The sequence below is a fragment of the Mycoplana sp. ABR4_002 genome (assembly GCF_056159645.1).
This window is the reverse complement of record NZ_JBSWVO010000001.1, coordinates 2,454,523-2,473,345: the sequence shown is the minus strand read 5'-3', so window position 1 is coordinate 2,473,345 and position 18,823 is coordinate 2,454,523. Positions and strand designations below refer to the sequence as shown.

The window sequence follows — 18,823 nt, the reverse complement described above, 5'->3', positions numbered from 1 at the left end:
CAGCCTACTTCTTGAGCAGGCTGCTCAGCGGCTTCTTCAGCAGTTGCTGGCGGATCGAGCTGTCGCGGCGCACCTCGCCGCCTGCGGACTCGCCGAAGGCCGGCCGGGGCTTGCCGGCCGCAGCCGGATCCTTCTGCTGTTCGGAGCCGAACTCGCGTTTGAGCGCCTCGAACCGGTCGTGTGCCGACAGTGGCGAGTAGGGCGAATCGGGTGCGGAGGCGCGCGGCAGCATGTCGGGACGATAGGGCTCGATCCTGGTCTCGCCGCCGGGCTCGGCCGGCGCCTGCGCATCGGGCGGCATGTCCGGCGGAACCTCGCCGGCTGCCACGAGGTCATCGTCCTCAAGGTCCGGGCCTTCCTCGGGGTACAGCGTGGCGGCAGCGCGCTCGGCGGCCATGTAGGATTCCTGGAAGGAGGAAATGTCCGGGCCGGACACCGACCGCATCCGTCCGACGATCGAGCGTAGGTCCACGGTGTTGGGGTCGTCGGCGCTGGCCTTGACGCTGACGCCGCTGGCTTTCGGTAGCCGGTTCTCCTGCACCCGGTTAAACTTCATGCGCATCGGCACCGACACGGCCTCACCGAAGGCAATCGCTTCGCCGTTGCCGATCGAGGAAATGAAGCTGGTCGTCGAGGACGACGAATTCGGGATGGCGGAGCGGATGATCTCCTGGTCGTGATCGTTGGCAAGACGCATCGCGAACACCGTCGAGCACTGCGACAGGATGGTCGGGTCGAGTTCGCCGGGGCGCTGGGTGATGATCCCGAGCGATACCCCGTACTTGCGGCCTTCCTTGGCGATGCGCGCGATGGCCTGGCGGGTCGGCAGGAAGCCGAGGGTCGGATCGGCCGGAACGTATCGGTGCGCCTCTTCGCAGACGACCAGCATGTGCACGCCGCCGCCGCTCCAAAGGCCAATCTCGAAGGCCATGCGGCAGAGCACCGAGGCCACCGAATTGACCACTTCCGAGGGGATGCCGGCAAGCTGGAAGGTGGTGATCGGCCGGCCTTCGCCGGGAATGCGGAAGATGCGCGCGATCGTGTCGTGGATCGTGTCCGAGATCGTGTTCGTCGAGAACATGAAGTGGAAGCGCGGATCGTTGATCGCCGACATGATCTTCACCTTCAGCGATCGAAGGTGCGGCTTCTCGTTACGCCCGTCGAGCCGCCCGACGCGCTCGTCGATCAGCGCCAGCAGGTCGGCGAGGCGATAGGGCACCGGGGTGTCGGCGGTGATCGAGCTCTTTTCCTGGTTGCGGCGCACCAGGCTGGTCTCGCCGCCGCGAAACGCCTTCTTGGCCTCGGGGATCAGGTCGCGCAGGACGTCGACTTCTTCCGGGACGGCCGGGCGGCCACGGAAGATCACTTCGGAGAACTCCTCCAGCCGGAACAGCCAGAACGGCAGGTCGAGCGTGTCGGTCTCGATGACGACGGAGTGGTCGGGGAAGGCGGCGGCGAACTCGTTGTGCGGGTCGAGCATCAGCACGCGCAGCTTCGGGTCGGACTGGATCGCCTTGTGCAGCAGCAGCGTGACGGCGGTCGACTTGCCGACGCCGGTCGTGCCGACGATGGCGAAGTGTTTCGACAGCATCGAGGGGACGTGGATCGTTGCCTCGATGGATTCGTCCTGCGTCAGCTTGCCGATGACGCAGACGTCGTTGAGGCCGGTGTCGTAAACCTTCGCCAGGTCGGAGGCGCGGATCCGGTGGGCGATGGCGCCGAGATAGGGGTAGCTGCTGATGCCGGCGGAGAAAATCTCGCGCCCTTCCGGTCCCATGCGCACTTCGCCGAGAAGCTCGACCTCAACGTGGAAACGCGTGTCGCCGTCCTCCGACCAATTCTGCGCGTCGGTCGCCATGGCATAGACGAGCGCGACGACCCGGTTGTCGTTGACGGAGATCGAGATCAGGCGGCCAACCGACCAGAGTTCCGTCAGACCGGTCTGGCCGGTGGAGGCAATCGCACTGATCGTGGCCTTCGCCCCGCTACAGGCGACGACGCGACCCAGCAGCCGGTTTCCCAGCGCCTCGTCGTCCCTCCTGTCCTGCTCCCCGGCTGCGATCGAGTTCTGAAAATCGGTGTTGCGCAACACAGACACTCCCTGCCGTTTGGGCCAGGATAGCGGCGGCGGCTTAACAATGCGTTGCGGGTGGAATGGCGAAAACCGGCGGGCCGCCAGCGGCGCCGGCCAGTCGGAGGGGGAGCGCACCGGCCAAGGCCGTTGACGGTTGGGACATAAGCGGCTATCAATCCGCCCCATGATTTCGACGATCGCGAAGATTCTTGTGGTGGGACGGCGCATGGGCAAGGTGGTGTAACCACCGGGCGAAAGCACCCATGCGCGGTAAGCAGGCTCCGAACGGGGCCTTTTTTTATGCCCGCGATTTCGCTAATCAGACTTTCAGAACGGAAACGGACGGACACAATCCGATGAGTGGTACAGAAAACCAGATGACGGGGGCCGAGATCGTCCTCCGCGCCCTGAAGGACAACGGCGTCGAGCATATCTTCGGCTACCCGGGCGGCGCGGTGCTGCCGATCTACGACGAGATCTTCCAGCAGGAGGACGTCCAGCACATCCTCGTGCGCCACGAGCAGGGCGCCGGGCATGCCGCCGAGGGCTACGCCCGCTCGACCGGCAAGGTGGGCGTCATGCTCGTCACGTCCGGCCCGGGCGCCACCAACGCCGTCACGCCGCTGCAGGACGCGCTGATGGACTCGGTCCCGATCGTCTGCATCACCGGCCAGGTCCCAACCTCGCTCATCGGTTCCGACGCCTTCCAGGAATGCGACACCGTCGGCATCACGCGCCCCTGCACCAAGCACAACTGGCTGGTCAAGGACGTCAACGATCTGGCGCGGATCATCCACGAGGCGTTCCGCGTCGCCCAGAGCGGGCGCCCCGGACCGGTCGTCGTCGACATTCCCAAGGACATCCAGTTCGCCACCGGCACCTACGTTGCGCCGACGATGGTCTCCGCGCAACACAGCTACGAGCCGAAGACACAGGGCGATCTCGCCCGCATCCGCGAGGCTGTCGCCCTGATGCAGGGTGCCAAGCGCCCTGTGATCTACAGCGGCGGCGGCGTCATCAACTCCGGTCCCGAGGCCGCCCATCTGCTGCGCGAACTCGTGGAGCTGACCGGTTTCCCGATCACCTCGACGCTGATGGGGCTCGGCGCCTATCCGGCCTCCGGCAAGAACTGGCTGGGCATGCTTGGCATGCACGGCACCTACGAGGCGAACATGGCGATGCACGACTGCGACGTCATGCTGTGCGTCGGTGCCCGCTTCGACGACCGCATCACCGGCCGGCTCAACGCCTTCTCGCCGCATTCGAAGAAGATCCACATCGACATCGACCCGTCCTCGATCAACAAGAACGTCCGCGTCGACGTTCCCATCCTGGGCGACGTCGGCCGCGTGCTGGAGGATCTGGTCCGGCTGTGGCGCGCCTCGGCGCAGAGCGCCGGCAAGGAACATCTCGCCGACTGGTGGACGTCGATCGCGAAGTGGCGCGCGCGCAACTCGCTCGCCTACAAGCCGAGCGACGACGTCATCATGCCGCAATACGCGATCCAGCGGCTGTACGAGCTCACCAAGCATCGCGACACCTACATCACCACCGAGGTCGGCCAGCACCAGATGTGGGCGGCGCAGTTCTTCGGCTTCGAGCATCCGAACCGCTGGATGACCTCCGGCGGCCTCGGCACGATGGGCTACGGCCTGCCTGCCGCGTTCGGTGTGCAGATCGCCCATCCCGATGCGCTCGTCATCGACATCGCCGGCGATGCCTCAATCCAGATGTGCATCCAGGAGATGTCGGCCGCCGTCCAGTACGAGGCGCCAATCAAGATCTTCATCCTCAACAACCAGTACATGGGCATGGTCCGGCAGTGGCAGCAGCTGCTGCACGGCAACCGCCTGTCGCACTCCTACACCGAGGCGATGCCGGACTTCGTCAAGCTGGCCGAGGCCTATGGCGCCGTCGGCCTGCGCTGCGAGAAGCCCGGCGACCTCGACGCGGCGATCCAGGAGATGATCGATGTCAAGAAGCCGGTGATCTTCGACTGCCGCGTCGCCAACCTCGCCAACTGTTTCCCGATGATCCCCTCGGGCAAGGCGCACAACGAAATGCTGTTGCCGGACGAGGCGACCGACGAGGCGGTGGCCAACGCCATCGACGCCAAGGGTCGCCAGCTGGTTTGATGAAAAGGCAGGAACACGGATCATGAGCGCACATCTTCAGCCGACCGGTTCGGCCTATTTCATCGCCGCCGAGACCCAGGTGGCCGAAAGCCACACGCTGTCGGTGCTGGTCGACAACGAGCCGGGCGTTCTGGCCCGGGTCATCGGCCTCTTCTCCGGCCGCGGCTACAATATCGAGAGCCTGACGGTGTCGGAGACCGAGCATCAGGCGCACCTCTCCCGCATCACCATCGTCACCCGCGGCACCCCGCACGTGCTCGAGCAGATCAAGGCCCAGCTCGAGCGGATCGTGCCGGTGCACAGGGTGGTCGACCTGACGGTGCGGGCCAAGGACCTTGGTCACGAGCGCCCGCTGGAACGGGAACTGGCGCTGGTCAAGGTCTCGGGCACCGGCGACCACCGCGTCGAGGCGTTGCGGCTGGCCGATGCCTTCCGCGCCTCGGTGATCGACGCCAACACCGAGCACTTCGTTTTCGAGATCACCGGCAAGGTGTCGAAGGTCGACCAGTTCATCGCCATCATGAAGCCGCTCGGCCTGATCGAAGTCTGCCGCACCGGCATTGCCGCGATGAACCGCGGCCCGCAGGGAATGTGAACCGGAGCGCCGGGCGCGTGCGTCCGGCGCTCCGCATCGGTCCGGCCGCGAAATCGCCTGCCTATTCGGCGGCGATCACGATCGCATCGGGTGCGGCATTCGCCTGAAGAATTCGGGCGCGGACGGGCTCGAGGGCGGCAAGCACCATCTGGCGGAGCCAGGCGTTGCCGGCATTGCGGTCGGACGAGGCATGCCAGGCCAGCGAGATGTCGAACGGCGGCACGTCGACCGGCACCGGGCTGATCGTCAGACCGAACACCGGAGCCCAGGCCCGGGCAAAGCTTGCCGGCACGGTCGCGATGGCCTGCGTTTGCTGGACGAGGATCGGCAGCGTGAAGAAGTGTGGCGTGGTGACCGCCGCGTGCCGCTTCAAGCCGATTGCCCCCAGCGCGTCGTCGACGAGGCCGCAGCGGCCGTCCCTGGCGACGATCATGGCATGCGGGCTGGTCAGGAAGGTCTCGAGATCGACGGTGCCCAGCCGACCGATCTTCTCCGGGGTCGTCAGAACCACATAGCGTTCGGACCACAGCTTGCGGCGCTTGTGGAGTTCGCTGCCGGTCTCCACCTTGCCGATCGCAAGATCGATTTCGCCGCGATCCAGCAGTTCCGACGGGTACGACTGGTCGATCGACCGGACCTCGAAGCCGATGCGGGGCGCCTGCTCTTGCACGGAAGCCAGCAGCGGCGCCATCAGCAGGCTTTCCAGATAGTCAGTCATTCCAAGGGTGAAGGTCCGCTCGGCAGTCGCCGGGTCGAATTGCTCCGGCTCGATCAGGCGCGCCTGCACCGTGCACAAGATATCGTTCACCGTCGCGGCGAGTTCCAGCGCGCGCGGTGTCGGCTCGATACCGCGTGCGGAACGGACGAAGAGCTCATCCGAAAGCAGCGCCCGCATGCGCCCGAGATTGTGGCTCAGCGCGGACTGGGAGGTGCCGATGCGTTGTGCCGCCCGCGTGACGTTGCGCTCGGCCATCAGCGCGTCGAAGGCCACCAGCAGGTTCAGGTCGAATTTCGAGATATGAATGTGATCGATCGACATGATGAAGGTCATCTGTTGGATTTATGATAGTGATAGAAATATCTCTTTGGTCGATGGTAATCAACCGACCTTAGGAGCAATGTTCATGAAGTCTCTGTTTGAAGCCTATGATCTGGGCGGCCGGCAGCTGCGCAACCGCATTGTCATGGCGCCCATGACCCGGGCGAGGGCGAAGGACGGTGTCGCCGACCAGCGGACTGCCCTCTATTACCGCCAGCGTGCCGGCGCCGGCCTGGTGGTCACCGAAGGCACGCCGATTTCGCAGGAAGGAACCGGCTTTGCCTTCATTCCCGGCATCTGGTCGCAAGAGCAGGTCCACGGCTGGGCGGGCGTGACGAAGGCGGTCCACGAAGAAGGGGGGGCGGTCTTCGCGCAGATCTGGCATGTCGGGCGCATGTCGCATACCTCGCTTCAGCCGGCAGGGGGGCAGCCCGTCAGTTCATCCGCCAGTCCGGCGCGCGACGACAAAAGCATGGCCTTTGCCGTCAATGAGGCCGGCGTGGCCGGGTTCGTAGAGGCCAGCGTGCCGCGGCCGCTTCAGGCCGCCGAGATCGCGAGGGTTGTCAACGACTTCGCGAATGCGGCGTCCAATGCCGTTGCCGCCGGGTTTGACGGCGTGGAGATCCACGGCGCAAACGGCTACCTGCTGGAGCAGTTCCTCAATCCGCACGTCAATGACCGCGACGACCAGTATGGTGCCGGCAACGTCGAGGACCGGACGCGTTTCGTCCTCGAGGTCGTGGACGCGGTGGTGGCGCGCGTTGGCGCCGAAAAGGTCGGCATCCGCCTCTCGCCGTTCGGCAAGCTCTTCGACATGCCGCATCATCCCTTGATCGAGGAAACCTACCTGCACCTGGCGGAAGCGCTTGAGACCCGCAAGCTCGCCTATGTACATCTGAAGGACCAGGGACCCGCCAGCGCACCGGCGCTGTCGCCGGATTTCCTGCGCAAGTTCCGCCAGGCCTTTTCGGGGACGCTCATCCTCGCCGGCTCGCTGGACAAGCGTCGCGCCGACCAACTGCTGCATGACGGCCTGATCGATCTTGCGGCCTTCGGCCAGCCGTTCATCGCCAATCCCGATCTTGTCGAGCGCCTGCAGCGTGACCTGCCTTTGGCGACGCCGATCCGCGAGACCTACTATGGCGGCGGTGATGAAGGCTACACCGACTATCCGGCCTACGAAGACGGTCTCGTGGCAAAGGTCGCCTGATCGCAAGCCGGATTCCGGCGGGCTCGTCCCAGCGGGTCGCCCCAATATACGGCAGACTGCGGCCCCGATCGGATCGGGGCCGCAGTCTGCGTCTCAAGGCGCGTATCGACGGCCAAAGCGTGCCGTTGCGGCGCTCATATCATCTCCAGCGGCTGCCGGCGCATGGGCGGGGGAAAGAGCGTGTCGAGGGCGGCCATGTCCTCGGACGTCAGCCTGAGGCCGGCGGCCTTCCGGTTTTCCTCGACCCGGTCGACCGATGACGACTTCGGAATGGCGATCAAGTTCCGGCGCGCGAGCACGAAGGCCAGCGCCAGCTGGGCCGCCGTGACGCCCCGCGCGCCGGCGATGCGGGCAAGTCCGGCATGGCGGACGAGCCGCCCCTCGTCCAGCGGCGAATACGCCATGACGGGGATGCCGTGCCGGGCACTCCACGGCAGCAGGTCGAACTCGATGCCGCGGCGGGCGGGATTGTAGAGCACCTGGTTGGCGGCGACATTCTCGCCGGCGGGAACAGAGAGCAGTTCCTCCAGGTCGTGGACGTCGAAATTGGAGACGCCCCAGGCTCCGATCTTGCCGACCTCCTTGAGCCGCTCGAAGGCCTCTACCGTCTCGGCGAGCGGGTAGCGCCCGCGCCAGTGCAGCAGATAGAGATCGATGCGGTCCGTGCCGAGCCGGCGCAGGCTGCGCTCGCAGGCCTCGATCGTGCCCTGGGCGCTCGCGTTCGAGGGCAGAACCTTGCTGACCAGCAAGACCTCGTCGCGACGGCCGCGGATCGCCTCGCCGACGACGCTCTCGGCATCGGCATACATCTCGGCCGTGTCGATCAGCGTCAGACCGAGGTCGAGCCCGGCCCTGAGAGCGCGCGCCTCGACGGCAGCGGTGTTGCCGCTTTCGCCCATGTGCCAGGTGCCCTGGCCGAGGGCGGCGACCTGTCGATTGTCGGGGAACGTGGCTTGGGGGAGATCGTCCTGCATGCCTCTCACCTCGCTGGCGGTGCCTATCATCACATCAATGAATGCCAGTATGACAACAATTGGCCGATCCTGCCCGGCATTTTGGGGTATCTGTGGGTCGAGTTTGAAGCGTCAGGAGGGCGCGTTGCCGATCGAAATCTTCCTGGCGCTCGTCGTCTTCGCCTTCACCACCTCGATCACGCCCGGGCCGAACAACATGATGCTGTTCGCCTCCGGCGTGAATTTCGGCTTCGTCCGCACCATTCCCCACATGTGCGGCATCGGCGTCGGATTCCTGACGCTGCTGCTGTCGGTCGGCTTCGGGCTGGGGGCCCTGCTGGATACGGTGCCGCTGCTCTACACGGCGCTGAAGGTGCTGGGCGGGACGTATCTCGTCTGGATCGCCTGGAAGATCGCGACCTCCGACAGGCTGAGCGACGGCAAGGCCGGCAGCCGGCCGATGACCTTCCTGGAGGCGGCGGCCTTCCAGTGGGTCAATCCGAAGGCCTGGGTGATGGCGGTCTCGGCGATGGCGACCTACACGGAGCCCGCGAACCACTCGTTCAGCGTACTGGTCGTCGGTCTCGCCTTTGCGCTGGTCAATTTTCCGAGCGTATCGACCTGGGCGGGCTTCGGCTCGGTCCTGCGGGAGTGGCTGTCGGTGCCGGCCCGGCTCAGGGCCTTCAACGTGACGATGGCCGTGCTGCTGGTCGCCAGCCTTTGGCCGATGCTGCGCTGAGTACGCCGCCGCGGTTCACGCCGCTTCCATCTGGCGGTAGCATTCGTCGGCGACGCGGCGGAGCTCTTGCTCCGACAATTCGCCCGTGACGGCATAGCCGATCGGCCCGTCGATCCAGTAGAAGGTGCGAAGCGGTCCCTCGGCGTCGAGGCGAAAGCTGGTCTCGCGGTTGTCCTCGTTGCGACCGATCAGCACGGTCAGCCGCTCGCCGCGCTCATTCTGGTACATCAGCAGCGCTCCGGCCCGGCCGCCGACCGGGACCAGCCGGCCGCCGACGAGGTTGTAGCCGAGCGCCGTCAGGTCGGGCAGGCGCAACCGGTAGTCGAGACGCTTGCCCAGCCAGGCGGCCAGATGCGCCTGCTGGTCGGCGCCGACCTCGACCGGATGGCGGACCTCGCTGGTGTAGATCAGGAACGCCGAGCGCGCCTCGGTGGCCAGTCCACTCGTGGCGGCGATGGGAACCGGCGCGGGCAGCAGCGGCAGGGTCAGACGCCCGGTCGCGACACCGGCAGCGTAGATCAGCAGCGCGGCCGCCGCGGCCAGCGATGGACGGACCAGACGGCTCCAGGGGCGGGCGGGCTTCGGCTGAAGGATGCTGCGGTCCCCTTCGCGGGATACGAAATCGGCGGAGAAGGCATCGCGCAGACGCTCGTTCTGCATCGTCCAGCTCGCGACGCGGTCGGCGTCCTGGGGATTGGTGGCGAGCCAGGCTTCCACCTCGGCACGGCGACCATCGTCGAGCTCACCGTCAACATAGGCGTGGAGGTCGGCTTCGCCCACGTTGCCCTTCGCATCGTTCATTTCGGTCTCCTGATTGCGACGATGTTGTCCTTCGCCAGTCGTTCCGCCAGCTGGTGGCGCGCGCGCGACAGCCGCGACATGACCGTGCCGATGGGGATCGAAAGGATGTCCGCCGCCTCCTGGTAGCTGTAGCCTTCGACGACGACCAGCATCAGCGTGGTGCGGGTGTCGGACGACAGCGCATCGAGGGCGGCGCGGATGCGGGTCCGGGCCAGCGGGTCGCCAATCTGGTCGGGCAGGGGGATGTCCTGCGCATCCTCGATCGACGCCGTCGGCCTGCGGGTGGCGCTGCGACGGCGGTTGCGGTAGAGGTTGGTCATGATGGTGAAGGCCCAGGCGCGCAGATTGACGCCGCGCCATTGCGCGCGCCGCGCCAGCGCCGTCTCGACGCAGTCCTGCAAAAGATCCTCGCCGTCGGCGTCTGAGCGCGACAGGCTGTGCGAATAGCGGCGCAGTCCCGGCACGAGCGCCAGCAACGCCTCTTCGAAATCAGCCGGCGCCGCAGCGCCAGCCGTTGGTTCGCGGGTCCCGTCGCGGTCGGAACCCGTCCTGCCGCCATCAGGGCCGTGCGACATCCCAAACGTCCCTCACACCGTCGCCGGCCACATCGCCTTCCTTTTCGTCCTTGATGAAGAAATACAGCGGCATGCCGTCCTTGGCCCATTGCTTCGTGCCGTCCTTGCGGTCGATCACGGTGTAGGCACCCTCGGCCATCGCTTCGGCGTCGGCCGCCAGCGGCGGCCAGTTGACGGCGCACTGGTCGTAGCAGTTGGACATGCCTGCGGTGTCGTTCTTGAAGGTGTAGAGCGTCATGCCGTTATCGGCGGCGAGCACCTCGCCCTTGTCCGTATTGACAGTCTTGACGGGGGCTGCGGCAAAGGCTGTGCCGGCGGCGAGGACGAAGGCGGCAAGCGTGAGGGTTGGCAATCTCATGGCGTCGTATCCCGTATTGTGTGATCGGCCCGCCAAGCGCGGGTCCGAGCATGAGACAAGCGCTGCCGCCTCCTTATTCCCGCACAGGTCGAATTTTCCCGTCGGCCGTACGCGGATTGCGGGTCGTGCCGCGGGCGCGGCGGGCTAGCGCGCCTTCCACGCCGGTGGGCGTTTCTCGAGGAAGGCGGCAAGCCCTTCCGCGGCCTCCGCCGTCTCCCAGGTGTCGGCAAGCCGCGTCAGCGTCATGTAGATCAGCGACTCGTCGATCGGCGAAGCGACCGCATGGACAAGGGCCTTCGCGGCCGCGACCGCGCCCGGTGCGGTGGAGAAATAGGGGGCGATCTCTGCTTCGACCGCGGCATCCAGCGCGTCCGGCGCGACAAGCGCGTTCACCAGCCCGACGGCCTTTGCCTCGCCGGCGTCAAAGATGCGGGCCGAGGTGAAGTAGCGCAAAGCCTGGGCCGGACCGATCCGGGCAAGAACATAGGGGCTGATGGTCGCCGGGATCAGCCCGAGCCGGGTCTCGGTCAGGCCGAAACGGGCGCCCGAGGCGGCAATCGCCGCATCGCAGACGCTGACGAGCCCGACGCCGCCGCCATAGGCCTGGCCGTTGATGCGGCCGATCAGCGGCTTCGGCAGGTCGCGCAGCGCCTTCAGCATCATGGCGAGCTTGCGTGCCTCGGCGATGCGCTGCTCGCGCGTCGCCTCGACCTGCGCCTTCATCCAGTTGAGGTCGCCTCCGGCGCAGAAGCTGGCGCCGGCGCCGGTGAGGATGACGATCCGAACCGCCGGATCGTCGCCGAGCCGCGCGGCCGCTTCGGTCAGTTCGGCAATCATCGTCGCCGAAAGCGCGTTGTGCTGTTCTGGTCGGGCCAGCGTCAGCGTCGCGACGCCACGGCTGTCCGTGGCAATCGAAATCGTCTCTTGGGTCATCGGTTCTCCTCCGCAGGTGCGGCCACGAGGGTGCGGGCGAAGGTCGCCGCCTCCTGCAGCCGCGCCTTGTCCAGGCCGGTCTGGTAGCCCGCGTTCGCCAACATTCGGGCGACCGCCAGCGTGTCGACATTGCCCCTGGCGCCCGGCGCATACGGGCAGCCGCCAAGCCCGCCCACCGAGGCGTCGAAGACCCTCAGGCCCTTGTCGAGGCTGACGCTGATATTGTCGAGTGCCCGTCCGCCGGTGTCGTGATAGTGGCCGGCAAGGCGGGCCGGAGCGGCTATGTCCAGTACGGCCGACAGCATCGCTTCCACCTGCTCCGGGGTCCCGCGCCCGATCGTGTCGCCGAGGCTGACCTCGTGGCAATCAAGCGCCAGCAGCGCCTCGGACACGGCCGCAACGGCCGCGGGCGCGGTAGGGCCGTCATAGGGGCAGGCGACGACGCAACTGACGTAGCCACGCAGCGGGATGCCGTCGGCGCGGGCCCGGTCCGCCACCGGCTTGACCCGCTCGAGGCTTTCGGCGACCGAGCAGTTGATGTTGGCGCGGGAGAAACCTTCGGACGCGGAGACGAACACCGCCACCTCGTCGACGCCCGCCGCCCGGGCGGCCTCGTAGCCCTTCATGTTGGGGACGAGCGCCGCATACCGCACGCCGCGACGCCGTTGGATTCCCGCCATGACCTGGGCACCGTCGGCAAGCTGCGGCACCCACTTCGGGCTGACGAAGCTGGTCGCCTCGATGCGGCGGAAGCCGCAGGCCGACAGGCGGTCGATCAGCGCGATCTTTTCCGACGCCGCGATGACGCGCTTTTCGTTCTGCAGGCCGTCGCGCGCCGCCATCTCGACGATCTCGACATATTCGCCCATCGATGTTCCTCCCTCCGTCATGGTAGCGACCGGGCCGCCCTTGGCAACTCCGGACCTCAGGCGCGGTCCGCGACGAAACGCGCGATTACCGGGCCGATCAGCGTGATGACCACGAGTCGTGCCGTCTGCAGCGCCATGACGAAGGACAGGTCGACATTGCTCGAAGCGGCGATGACCGCGATCGAATCGAGGCCGCCCGGACTCGTCGCCAGATAGGCCGTCATCGGATCGACGCCAAGCATTACGACCAGAAGGGCCGCGAGCAACCCGGAGAACGCGATCAGGACGAGGATCGACAGCAGCGTCGGTGCGAAGGCGCGGCGCGCATGGCGCAGGATCGGCCGGGTGAAGCCGAGACCGATGTTCCAACCGAGCAGGGCGAAGGCGATGGCGAGCAGCCACTGCGGCAGTTCGACCTCCAGCCTCCCGGTCATGGTCAGCATCGAACCGACGACAAAAGGCGCAAGGAACGCTCCGGCCGGAATGCGCAGGCGAAGCCCGACGAAGCCGCAAGCGATGCCGAGACCGACCGACAGGGCGAGGTTCGTCGGCTCGACCGTCGCAAAAAAGGGTACATCGCCCGTGATCGCCTGATGACCGCCGAAATGGGCGACCAGCGTCGCCAGCGTCGCCACGCAGACGACGCGCATGTACTGCATGAAGGCCACCAGCCTCACATCGGCACCGTACGCCCCCGCCATCAGCAGCATGGTCGAAGCCGCGCCGGCGGAGGTTCCCCAGATGGCCGTCGTTCCGGGCAGGGTGCCGGTGCGCGTGATCAGCCAGCCACAGAGGGTGCTCATGCCGATCACTGCCAGCACGATCGACAGGATCAGCGGTCCGCGCGCCGAAAACGTGCCGATCAGACTCGGCGAGACCATGCCGGCAATCATCATCGCGAGGACAACCTGGACGCCGAAGAAGAAGATGCGCGCCAGCCGTATGGTGCCGCCATTCAGGCCGACGATGATGCCTGCCAGCATGGGGCCGATCAGCAGTCCCGCCGGAATGCCTGTCGCCTCCAAGATGACCGCAAGCGGCAGGGAAAGCACGAGCAGCGCCAGCCATTGTAGCGACGGCGCAAGGCGCCCAATGCCGGAAACATCGTCTGTCGGGCTCTGGGCTTGGGGATCGGTTTTCAACGAGACACCGGGGGCAGGCAGGGAAGGGGCTGCAGGCGCCCCTTCATAGGGCGATACGGCGTGTCGCGCCACCGCGAAAAATAGCCTTCTCCTTCGAACGCGGCCGGTGATCCGGTGCGGCGGCGCGCTCGCCGATTGATGTCCGGCTGCGGTTTTCCTTGCGCCGGACCTGCGAATCCTGCCATTTCGCAGCCATGGAATTCGCACCGCAACAGGATGAGGCTCTCAAGGCGGTCTCGCGCTGGCTGAAGGACGGGCGTTCGCCGCTCTTCCGGCTGTTCGGCTATGCCGGGACCGGCAAGACGACGCTTGCCCGGCACTTCGCCGAGCATGTCGACGGCGAGGTGCTGTTCGCCGCCTTTACCGGCAAGGCGGCGCAGGTGCTGCGCTCGAAGGGCGCCAGCAACGCCAAGACCATCCATTCGCTGATCTACCGGCCGCGCGGGGAAGAAGAGGTGTCCGACGAGGAGACCGGCAAGACCTCGATCTCGCCGATGTTCTCGATCAACCGCCAGAGCCCTGTCGCCAAGGCGGCGCTCATCATCGTCGACGAATGTTCGATGGTCGACGAGGCGCTCGGCAAGGACCTGATGAGCTTCGGCACGCCGATTCTGGTGCTTGGCGATCCCGGTCAGTTGCCCCCGGTCTCCGGCGGCGGCTACTTCACCAATCAGGAGCCGGACTATCTGCTGACCGACATCCATCGCCAGGCGCGCGACAACCCGATCATCCAGCTGGCGATGCACGTGCGCGAGGGCAAGGAGATCCTGCACGGCGACTGGGGCAGCGCGAAGGTGATCCCGAAGGGCGAGGTGACGCAGTCGCTGGTGCTCGACGCCGACCAGGTGCTCGTCGGCACCAACAGGACGCGCCGGCGCTACAACATGCGTCTGCGCGAATTGAAGGGCTTCACCACCGATTACCCGCAGTCCGGCGACAAGCTCGTCTGCCTGCGCAACGATCCGGCCAAGGGCCTGCTCAACGGCTCGCTGTGGCAGGTGATGACGTCGTCGAAGGAGACGGTCAAGCCGGGCATCAACCTGATGATACGCCCCGAGGACGACGACATGGACCGGGGGGCGGCCAAGATCAAGCTGCTCAAGGCCGCCTTTGAGAACACCGAAGACGAGATTCCGTGGTCGACGCGCAAGCGCTACGACGAGTTCGACTACGGCTACGCGCTGACCGTGCACAAGGCCCAGGGCTCGCAGTGGAACGATGTCGTGCTGTTCGACGAGAGCTGGGCGTTCCGAGATACGCGCGAGCGCTGGCTCTACACCGCCATCACGCGGGCCGCGGAAACGCTGACGATCGTCCGCTGACCGAAACCGCCCCCTGCAGGGCCGGACGGCTCAGTGGCCGATAACTCCCAGCAGGACGGCCTTGGCGACCGCCTGGAAGCGGTTGTTGCCGTTGAACTTGCGGATGATTTCCTTTTCCATCGCCTGCACCTGTCCCGGCTCGACCTCGAGAGCGCGGGCGATGCGGGTGGTGGGGTAGCCCTCCGCCATCAGCGTGAGGCACCGCAATTCCAGGTCGGACAGCAGGTCCGGCCGGGCATTGTCGTTCATCTCGACGTCCTGACCCGAACTGAATTCGAGCAGTTCGCCGATCTGCTGCATCTGGCGGCGGATGGTCGATTGCTGGGCCGTCAGTTCACGCTTGCGCGCGATCATCGCGCCGCGGAAGATGATGTCGGCCTCTTCCTGGCTGTCCGCCTCTGACAGCGCCTCGAGCAGTTCCTGGATCGCCGCCACCGGCATGCCGGTCTCGCGGCAGGTGTTGACCATCGCCATCTGCTGGATTTCTTCCGGGCCGTAGACCCGCATCGGGCCGACCCGCGCCGCGGTCAAAAGGCCCTTCTCCTCATAGAAGTGGAGCGTGCGGTGGGTGACACCGAAAGCATTGGCCATGTCTGCGATAGCGAGCCGGCCTTCGGGGAGATTGTCGGGGAGCGGAGCTGCCGGGAGAAAACGGATGGGACGTCCGCCTGACCCCGGGGCCTTCTTTCCCTCGCGCGAGATCATGAAGACCACCTTGGCGAACATGCCAGCATCGAACTTACCCCCGACTGCATATGGAACGAGGCGGCGCTGCCGGAGCGGAAGCGTCCGATATCCTCGATCTCTCCGATTTCCATCCGGTCGGCGACGGTCGTTCTGCCTGCGGCAGGATTCCAACCTTCCCGGATAGCCAAGAGTAACCCCCGTGGGTGCAGTTTCAAACCCCCATATCTAGGGGCGCATCCTGTCATTCATATACTTGTCAAAGCGCCCGGAAAAGTTGCAGTGCCTCGGCATCACCGGCCTGCGAATCATCGCCTCGGCTCGCCGCCTCCAGCGGATCGGTTATCCCCTGGATAGCGGGCGTGTCCAAACAGGCCAGATGGCTGCCGATGGGCAGTTGCTGTCGGTCCGCCTCCTGAAGGCACATCATCTTCGCGTTCGCCATGCGCATCTCAGCCGCGTGCTGGTACATCCGTCCGGTGGCGGAAAGCATGCGTCCGGCATAGGCGACCGCCTCGTAGGCCACCGCGACCTCGTCGTCGAGGTCGCCGGCATGGAAATGCTCGGCATGGACCGTGTCGCCGCTTTCATCGTGGACGAGGCGCGCATAGACGGCCTCTCCGTTGCGCTGTGTCTCGAGGCGGATGGTGTAGGACAGGGGGCCGGCCGAAGGCGAGCCCGCGTCCTCGCGGAGTTGAACCGTGCGGTAGTGGCCGGCGGCTCTCTCGATGGCCGATGCAAGGCTGCGCCGGCCGGTGGAACAGCCGAGACATGGCTCGATGTGCAGGCTCGGCAGAAGACTGTTGGTCTCGCGAGACTCAGTCTGTCCAGACGGCGCCGCCCCGGCGATGGCGGGCACCGCCGCATGACGATCGGCCGGAGGAGCGAGCAAGAATAGGGTCAGGAGCGTGAGCAGGGCAAAAGCACCAGCCGCCGCGAGCCGTGAGGGCCGCCGGAAGGGGTGCTTGCGGTCGGACAGCGCTCCGACGGCTGCCGAGGTGGGGGGAAGGGGCAGATATTCCGGCGCGTAGCTGCCGACGGGTATGCGGATGCGCAGCCGCGCCGTCGCTCCTTCCGCGTCGTAGTATTCGTCTAGCAACTTGCGAAGCTTGCCCGCCTGGACGCGCACGATCGGGTCGCTGCCGGCGTCGAACCCGGACGATCGCCCGAAGACGTCGATGCCGATCGTATAGCCCTTGAGCTGGCCGGCCTTGCCTTCGAGTTCGCGTTCGACCACATAGCCGAGGAAGGCGCGTAACCGTCCCGACCGCGAAAAGGTCCGGCTTGCGAGAATGTCATTCACGCAGGCCCGGACCGTGTCCTTGTCGGCCGCCTCGGGCCCTCTCATCGCATTTCCACCGCTGCCAACATTTTCCGGGGCGTGTGACGACAAAAGTGACCACCACTCACCTTCCTTGGAAGTTACCGGTGATTCTCCCCTTTGGGCAAGACCTGCCATCGTCTCGGGGCCTCGCGGCGATCCGCAGTGGAAAAGTGCTCAGGCGGTTGCGCCGAGATGACCGACCCGTGGGCGCCGACACCGATTGAAGGAAAGGAAACAACAGGCTAGACCTTCGCTACGATGATATGGAAGGTGTTGCCATGCCTGCGAAACTGTCGGTCAATCTGAACGCCATCGCCATGCTGCGGAACCGGCGGGACCTGCCATGGCCCAGCGTCACCGGACTGGGCCGCATCGCGCTCGAAGCGGGCGCGAGCGGGCTCACCGTGCACCCGCGGCCGGACCAGCGGCACATCCGTTTTTCCGATCTCGCTCCGATCCAGGACCTGATCGACGGAACGTTTCCGGACGCCGAGTTCAACATGGAAGGCTATCCCGAGGAGGGTTTCTTGCGTCTCGTCGAGGAGCATCGGCCCGAGCAGGTCACCCTCGTGCCGGACGACCCGGCCCAGGCGACCTCCGATCACGGCTGGGATTTCCGCAGGAGCCGCGGGCTGCTCGAGGGCGTCGTGGCGCGTATCAAGGCGCTCGGCCTGCGCGTCTCGCTGTTCGCCGACGGCGAGCCCGATCGCGAGGCCCTGACGATCGCGCGGGAGCTCGGCGCCGACCGCATCGAGCTTTATACCGGTCCCTATGGCGGCTGCTTTGACGATCCCGCCCGTGCCGCCGCGCTCGTCGAGGCGCTGGGGCAAACGGCCGACATCGCTCTGGACCTCGGGCTGGAGGTCAATGCCGGGCACGACCTGACGGTGGCGAACCTGCCGGCGCTGGCACAGCGTATTCCCGCGCTCGCCGAGGTCTCGATCGGCCACGGCCTGACGGCCGATGCGCTCGAATACGGCATGGCCGAGACGGTACGGCGGTTCCGGCGCGCCTGCGGGCAGTCCGCCTGATAGCATCCAAGCTTTCGGTCGCGGCCGGGGCGCCGGCGCGCGCCCCGGCCCGGCACCGCGGCGTTCAGGCCGCCAGGGCGGCTGCGTTCTGCTTCAGGAACTGCTCGAGGCCGGCGGGCTTGCGGCCGGCAAGGGCTTCGATGTCGTTCGTCGTCATGGCGATCTTGCCCTCGCGCGTGTTCGCGTCGAAGGAAACGACCGTCGGGATCACGACCTCGGGCAGGCCGGCGGCCTTCAGCCCGGCGGCCAGTTCTTCCTCGCCGACGTGGACCACCTCGAGCGGGCGGCCGGTCGCCAGCGTGGCCAGGGCGGCGATCTCTTCGGTCGTGCGGGCAACGTCGCCGGTCAGCGTGTAGGTGCTGCTCTCGTCGCCTGCCGCGAGCAGGCCGGCGGCGATGGCCGCGCGATGTCGGCGCGCGCCACGTGGGCGATTCGCCCTGCGCCGGAGGCGGTGTGCCACTTGCCGCTGGCAAGCGCATGCGGGAGCGGCATGAACAGGTTTTCCATGTACCAGCCGTTGCGGAAAATGGTGTAGGGGAGGCCAGCGGCCTTGACCGCGGCCTCGCTGCCCAGGTGCTCCCCGGCAAAGGTGACGCGGGAATCGTCCGGCTGCGGCATCGAAGTGTAGAGGACATGGCGGGCGCCGGCCCGGGCGGCGGCCTCGATCGCGGCCGTGTGCTGCTTCAGACGCCTGCCGTCGACGCCGAGCGCATCGGTGGACACGACGAGGATCTTGGCAGCGCCGGCGAAGGCGGCCGGCAGGGAGGCCGGGTCGTCGAAGTCCGCCCTCCGCACGGTCACGCCCCTGGCGGCATAATCGGCGAGTTTGGCGGTGTCTCGCGTCGTCGCGACGATGTCGGCGGGCGCGACCCGGCCAGAGACGAGCAGGTGGTCCAGCACGCCGCGGCCGAGCCGGCCGGCGGCGCCGGTGATGAGTATGGAGTCCGACATGGGGTTCCTTTCGCTGCCGCACGGGCAACGACATGCCGCCCGAGAGATGGTCTCAAAATGAGAGTTGCTCTTATCGGCGGATATGCTA

The 18,823-nt window shown here is 66.6% G+C and carries 17 protein-coding genes and 1 pseudogene; 6 read left to right on the top strand and 12 right to left on the bottom strand.

Annotated features, from left to right (window positions below):
- Window positions 1–4: 4 nt before the first annotated feature.
- The gene (locus ACXAGF_RS11940) at window positions 5–2,089 is read right to left on the bottom strand and encodes an ATP-binding protein (protein ID WP_475017270.1); all 2,085 of its coding nucleotides are present in this window, start codon (window positions 2,087–2,089) and stop codon (window positions 5–7) included.
- Window positions 2,090–2,430: 341 nt separating this feature from the next.
- On the opposite strand from ACXAGF_RS11940, the gene ACXAGF_RS11935 reads away from it, so the two are divergent.
- On the top strand, window positions 2,431–4,209 hold the full coding sequence (locus tag ACXAGF_RS11935) for an acetolactate synthase 3 large subunit (RefSeq protein ID WP_475017267.1): 1,779 nt from the start codon (window positions 2,431–2,433) through the stop codon (window positions 4,207–4,209).
- 22 nt (window positions 4,210–4,231) lie between these two features.
- Window positions 4,232–4,804, top strand: a complete 573-nt coding sequence (gene ilvN / locus ACXAGF_RS11930; RefSeq protein ID WP_475017266.1) for an acetolactate synthase small subunit — start codon at window positions 4,232–4,234, stop codon at window positions 4,802–4,804.
- Window positions 4,805–4,865: 61 nt separating this feature from the next.
- Here the strand turns inward: ilvN and ACXAGF_RS11925 are convergent, their stop codons facing one another.
- Entirely contained in the window at window positions 4,866–5,855 is a 990-nt protein-coding gene (locus ACXAGF_RS11925) for a LysR family transcriptional regulator (RefSeq protein WP_475017263.1), read from the bottom strand.
- Window positions 5,856–5,928: 73 nt separating this feature from the next.
- Here ACXAGF_RS11925 and ACXAGF_RS11920 point away from each other — a divergent pair, with 73 nt between their 5' ends.
- Entirely contained in the window at window positions 5,929–7,053 is a 1,125-nt protein-coding gene (locus ACXAGF_RS11920; RefSeq protein ID WP_475017261.1) for an alkene reductase, read from the top strand.
- 134 nt (window positions 7,054–7,187) lie between these two features.
- Here the strand turns inward: ACXAGF_RS11920 and ACXAGF_RS11915 are convergent, their stop codons facing one another.
- Window positions 7,188–8,027, bottom strand: a complete 840-nt coding sequence (locus ACXAGF_RS11915) for an aldo/keto reductase (protein WP_475017259.1) — start codon at window positions 8,025–8,027, stop codon at window positions 7,188–7,190.
- A 124-nt stretch (window positions 8,028–8,151) separates the two neighbouring features.
- On the opposite strand from ACXAGF_RS11915, the gene ACXAGF_RS11910 reads away from it, so the two are divergent.
- Window positions 8,152–8,745, top strand: coding sequence for a LysE family translocator (locus ACXAGF_RS11910; RefSeq protein ID WP_475017257.1), 594 nt, complete (start codon window positions 8,152–8,154; stop codon window positions 8,743–8,745).
- 15 nt (window positions 8,746–8,760) lie between these two features.
- Here ACXAGF_RS11910 and ACXAGF_RS11905 read toward each other — a convergent pair whose 3' ends face one another.
- The 6 genes from ACXAGF_RS11905 to ACXAGF_RS11880 form a co-directional block, all read right to left on the bottom strand.
- Window positions 8,761–9,546, bottom strand: coding sequence for an anti-sigma factor family protein (locus tag ACXAGF_RS11905; protein WP_475017255.1), 786 nt, complete (start codon window positions 9,544–9,546; stop codon window positions 8,761–8,763).
- Window positions 9,543–10,121, bottom strand: a complete 579-nt coding sequence (locus ACXAGF_RS11900) for an RNA polymerase sigma factor (protein WP_475017253.1) — start codon at window positions 10,119–10,121, stop codon at window positions 9,543–9,545. The genes ACXAGF_RS11905 and ACXAGF_RS11900 overlap by 4 nt, the downstream gene beginning before the upstream one ends.
- On the bottom strand, window positions 10,105–10,479 hold the full coding sequence (locus tag ACXAGF_RS11895) for a COG4315 family predicted lipoprotein (RefSeq protein ID WP_475017250.1): 375 nt from the start codon (window positions 10,477–10,479) through the stop codon (window positions 10,105–10,107). Before ACXAGF_RS11895 ends, ACXAGF_RS11900 begins: the two co-directional genes overlap by 17 nt.
- A gap of 144 nt (window positions 10,480–10,623) precedes the next feature.
- Complete coding sequence (locus ACXAGF_RS11890) at window positions 10,624–11,412, bottom strand: crotonase/enoyl-CoA hydratase family protein (protein WP_475017249.1); 789 nt, start codon at window positions 11,410–11,412, stop codon at window positions 10,624–10,626.
- Window positions 11,409–12,281 (bottom strand): hydroxymethylglutaryl-CoA lyase, encoded by an 873-nt coding sequence (locus ACXAGF_RS11885; protein ID WP_475017247.1) that lies wholly within the window; start codon window positions 12,279–12,281, stop codon window positions 11,409–11,411. The genes ACXAGF_RS11890 and ACXAGF_RS11885 overlap by 4 nt, the downstream gene beginning before the upstream one ends.
- Window positions 12,282–12,337: 56 nt before the next feature.
- Window positions 12,338–13,423, bottom strand: a complete 1,086-nt coding sequence (locus tag ACXAGF_RS11880; RefSeq protein ID WP_475017246.1) for an AbrB family transcriptional regulator — start codon at window positions 13,421–13,423, stop codon at window positions 12,338–12,340.
- A gap of 194 nt (window positions 13,424–13,617) precedes the next feature.
- Between ACXAGF_RS11880 and ACXAGF_RS11875 the strand changes: the two genes are divergently transcribed.
- Window positions 13,618–14,745 (top strand): ATP-dependent DNA helicase, encoded by a 1,128-nt coding sequence (locus tag ACXAGF_RS11875; RefSeq protein WP_475017244.1) that lies wholly within the window; start codon window positions 13,618–13,620, stop codon window positions 14,743–14,745.
- 30 nt (window positions 14,746–14,775) lie between these two features.
- Here the strand turns inward: ACXAGF_RS11875 and ACXAGF_RS11870 are convergent, their stop codons facing one another.
- Window positions 14,776–15,336 carry a MerR family transcriptional regulator gene (locus tag ACXAGF_RS11870; RefSeq protein ID WP_475017243.1) on the bottom strand — a complete coding sequence of 187 codons (561 nt, stop codon included), beginning with the start codon at window positions 15,334–15,336 and terminating at the stop codon, window positions 14,776–14,778.
- Between the two features lie 352 nt (window positions 15,337–15,688).
- Window positions 15,689–16,777, bottom strand: a complete 1,089-nt coding sequence (locus ACXAGF_RS11865; RefSeq protein ID WP_475017242.1) for a hypothetical protein — start codon at window positions 16,775–16,777, stop codon at window positions 15,689–15,691.
- A 254-nt stretch (window positions 16,778–17,031) separates the two neighbouring features.
- Between ACXAGF_RS11865 and ACXAGF_RS11860 the strand changes: the two genes are divergently transcribed.
- Window positions 17,032–17,784, top strand: coding sequence for a pyridoxine 5'-phosphate synthase (locus tag ACXAGF_RS11860; RefSeq protein ID WP_475017241.1), 753 nt, complete (start codon window positions 17,032–17,034; stop codon window positions 17,782–17,784).
- 64 nt (window positions 17,785–17,848) lie between these two features.
- Here the strand turns inward: ACXAGF_RS11860 and ACXAGF_RS11855 are convergent.
- Window positions 17,849–18,735, bottom strand: a pseudogene (locus tag ACXAGF_RS11855) (NmrA family NAD(P)-binding protein).
- Between the last annotated feature and the right edge of the window lie 88 nt (window positions 18,736–18,823).

Coding starts and splice junctions, on each gene's coding strand:
- ACXAGF_RS11935 (WP_475017267.1), top strand. CDS start 2,431: ATGAGTGGTACAGAAAACCAGATGACGGGGGCCGAGATCGTCCTCCGC.
- ilvN (WP_475017266.1), top strand. CDS start 4,232: ATGAGCGCACATCTTCAGCCGACCGGTTCGGCCTATTTCATCGCCGCC.
- ACXAGF_RS11925 (WP_475017263.1), bottom strand. CDS start 5,855: ATGACCTTCATCATGTCGATCGATCACATTCATATCTCGAAATTCGAC.
- ACXAGF_RS11920 (WP_475017261.1), top strand. CDS start 5,929: ATGAAGTCTCTGTTTGAAGCCTATGATCTGGGCGGCCGGCAGCTGCGC.
- ACXAGF_RS11915 (WP_475017259.1), bottom strand. CDS start 8,027: ATGCAGGACGATCTCCCCCAAGCCACGTTCCCCGACAATCGACAGGTC.
- ACXAGF_RS11905 (WP_475017255.1), bottom strand. CDS start 9,546: ATGAACGATGCGAAGGGCAACGTGGGCGAAGCCGACCTCCACGCCTAT.
- ACXAGF_RS11900 (WP_475017253.1), bottom strand. CDS start 10,121: ATGTCGCACGGCCCTGATGGCGGCAGGACGGGTTCCGACCGCGACGGG.
- ACXAGF_RS11895 (WP_475017250.1), bottom strand. CDS start 10,479: ATGAGATTGCCAACCCTCACGCTTGCCGCCTTCGTCCTCGCCGCCGGC.
- ACXAGF_RS11890 (WP_475017249.1), bottom strand. CDS start 11,412: ATGACCCAAGAGACGATTTCGATTGCCACGGACAGCCGTGGCGTCGCG.
- ACXAGF_RS11885 (WP_475017247.1), bottom strand. CDS start 12,281: ATGGGCGAATATGTCGAGATCGTCGAGATGGCGGCGCGCGACGGCCTG.
- ACXAGF_RS11875 (WP_475017244.1), top strand. CDS start 13,618: ATGGAATTCGCACCGCAACAGGATGAGGCTCTCAAGGCGGTCTCGCGC.
- ACXAGF_RS11870 (WP_475017243.1), bottom strand. CDS start 15,336: ATGGCCAATGCTTTCGGTGTCACCCACCGCACGCTCCACTTCTATGAG.
- ACXAGF_RS11865 (WP_475017242.1), bottom strand. CDS start 16,777: ATGAGAGGGCCCGAGGCGGCCGACAAGGACACGGTCCGGGCCTGCGTG.
- ACXAGF_RS11860 (WP_475017241.1), top strand. CDS start 17,032: ATGCCTGCGAAACTGTCGGTCAATCTGAACGCCATCGCCATGCTGCGG.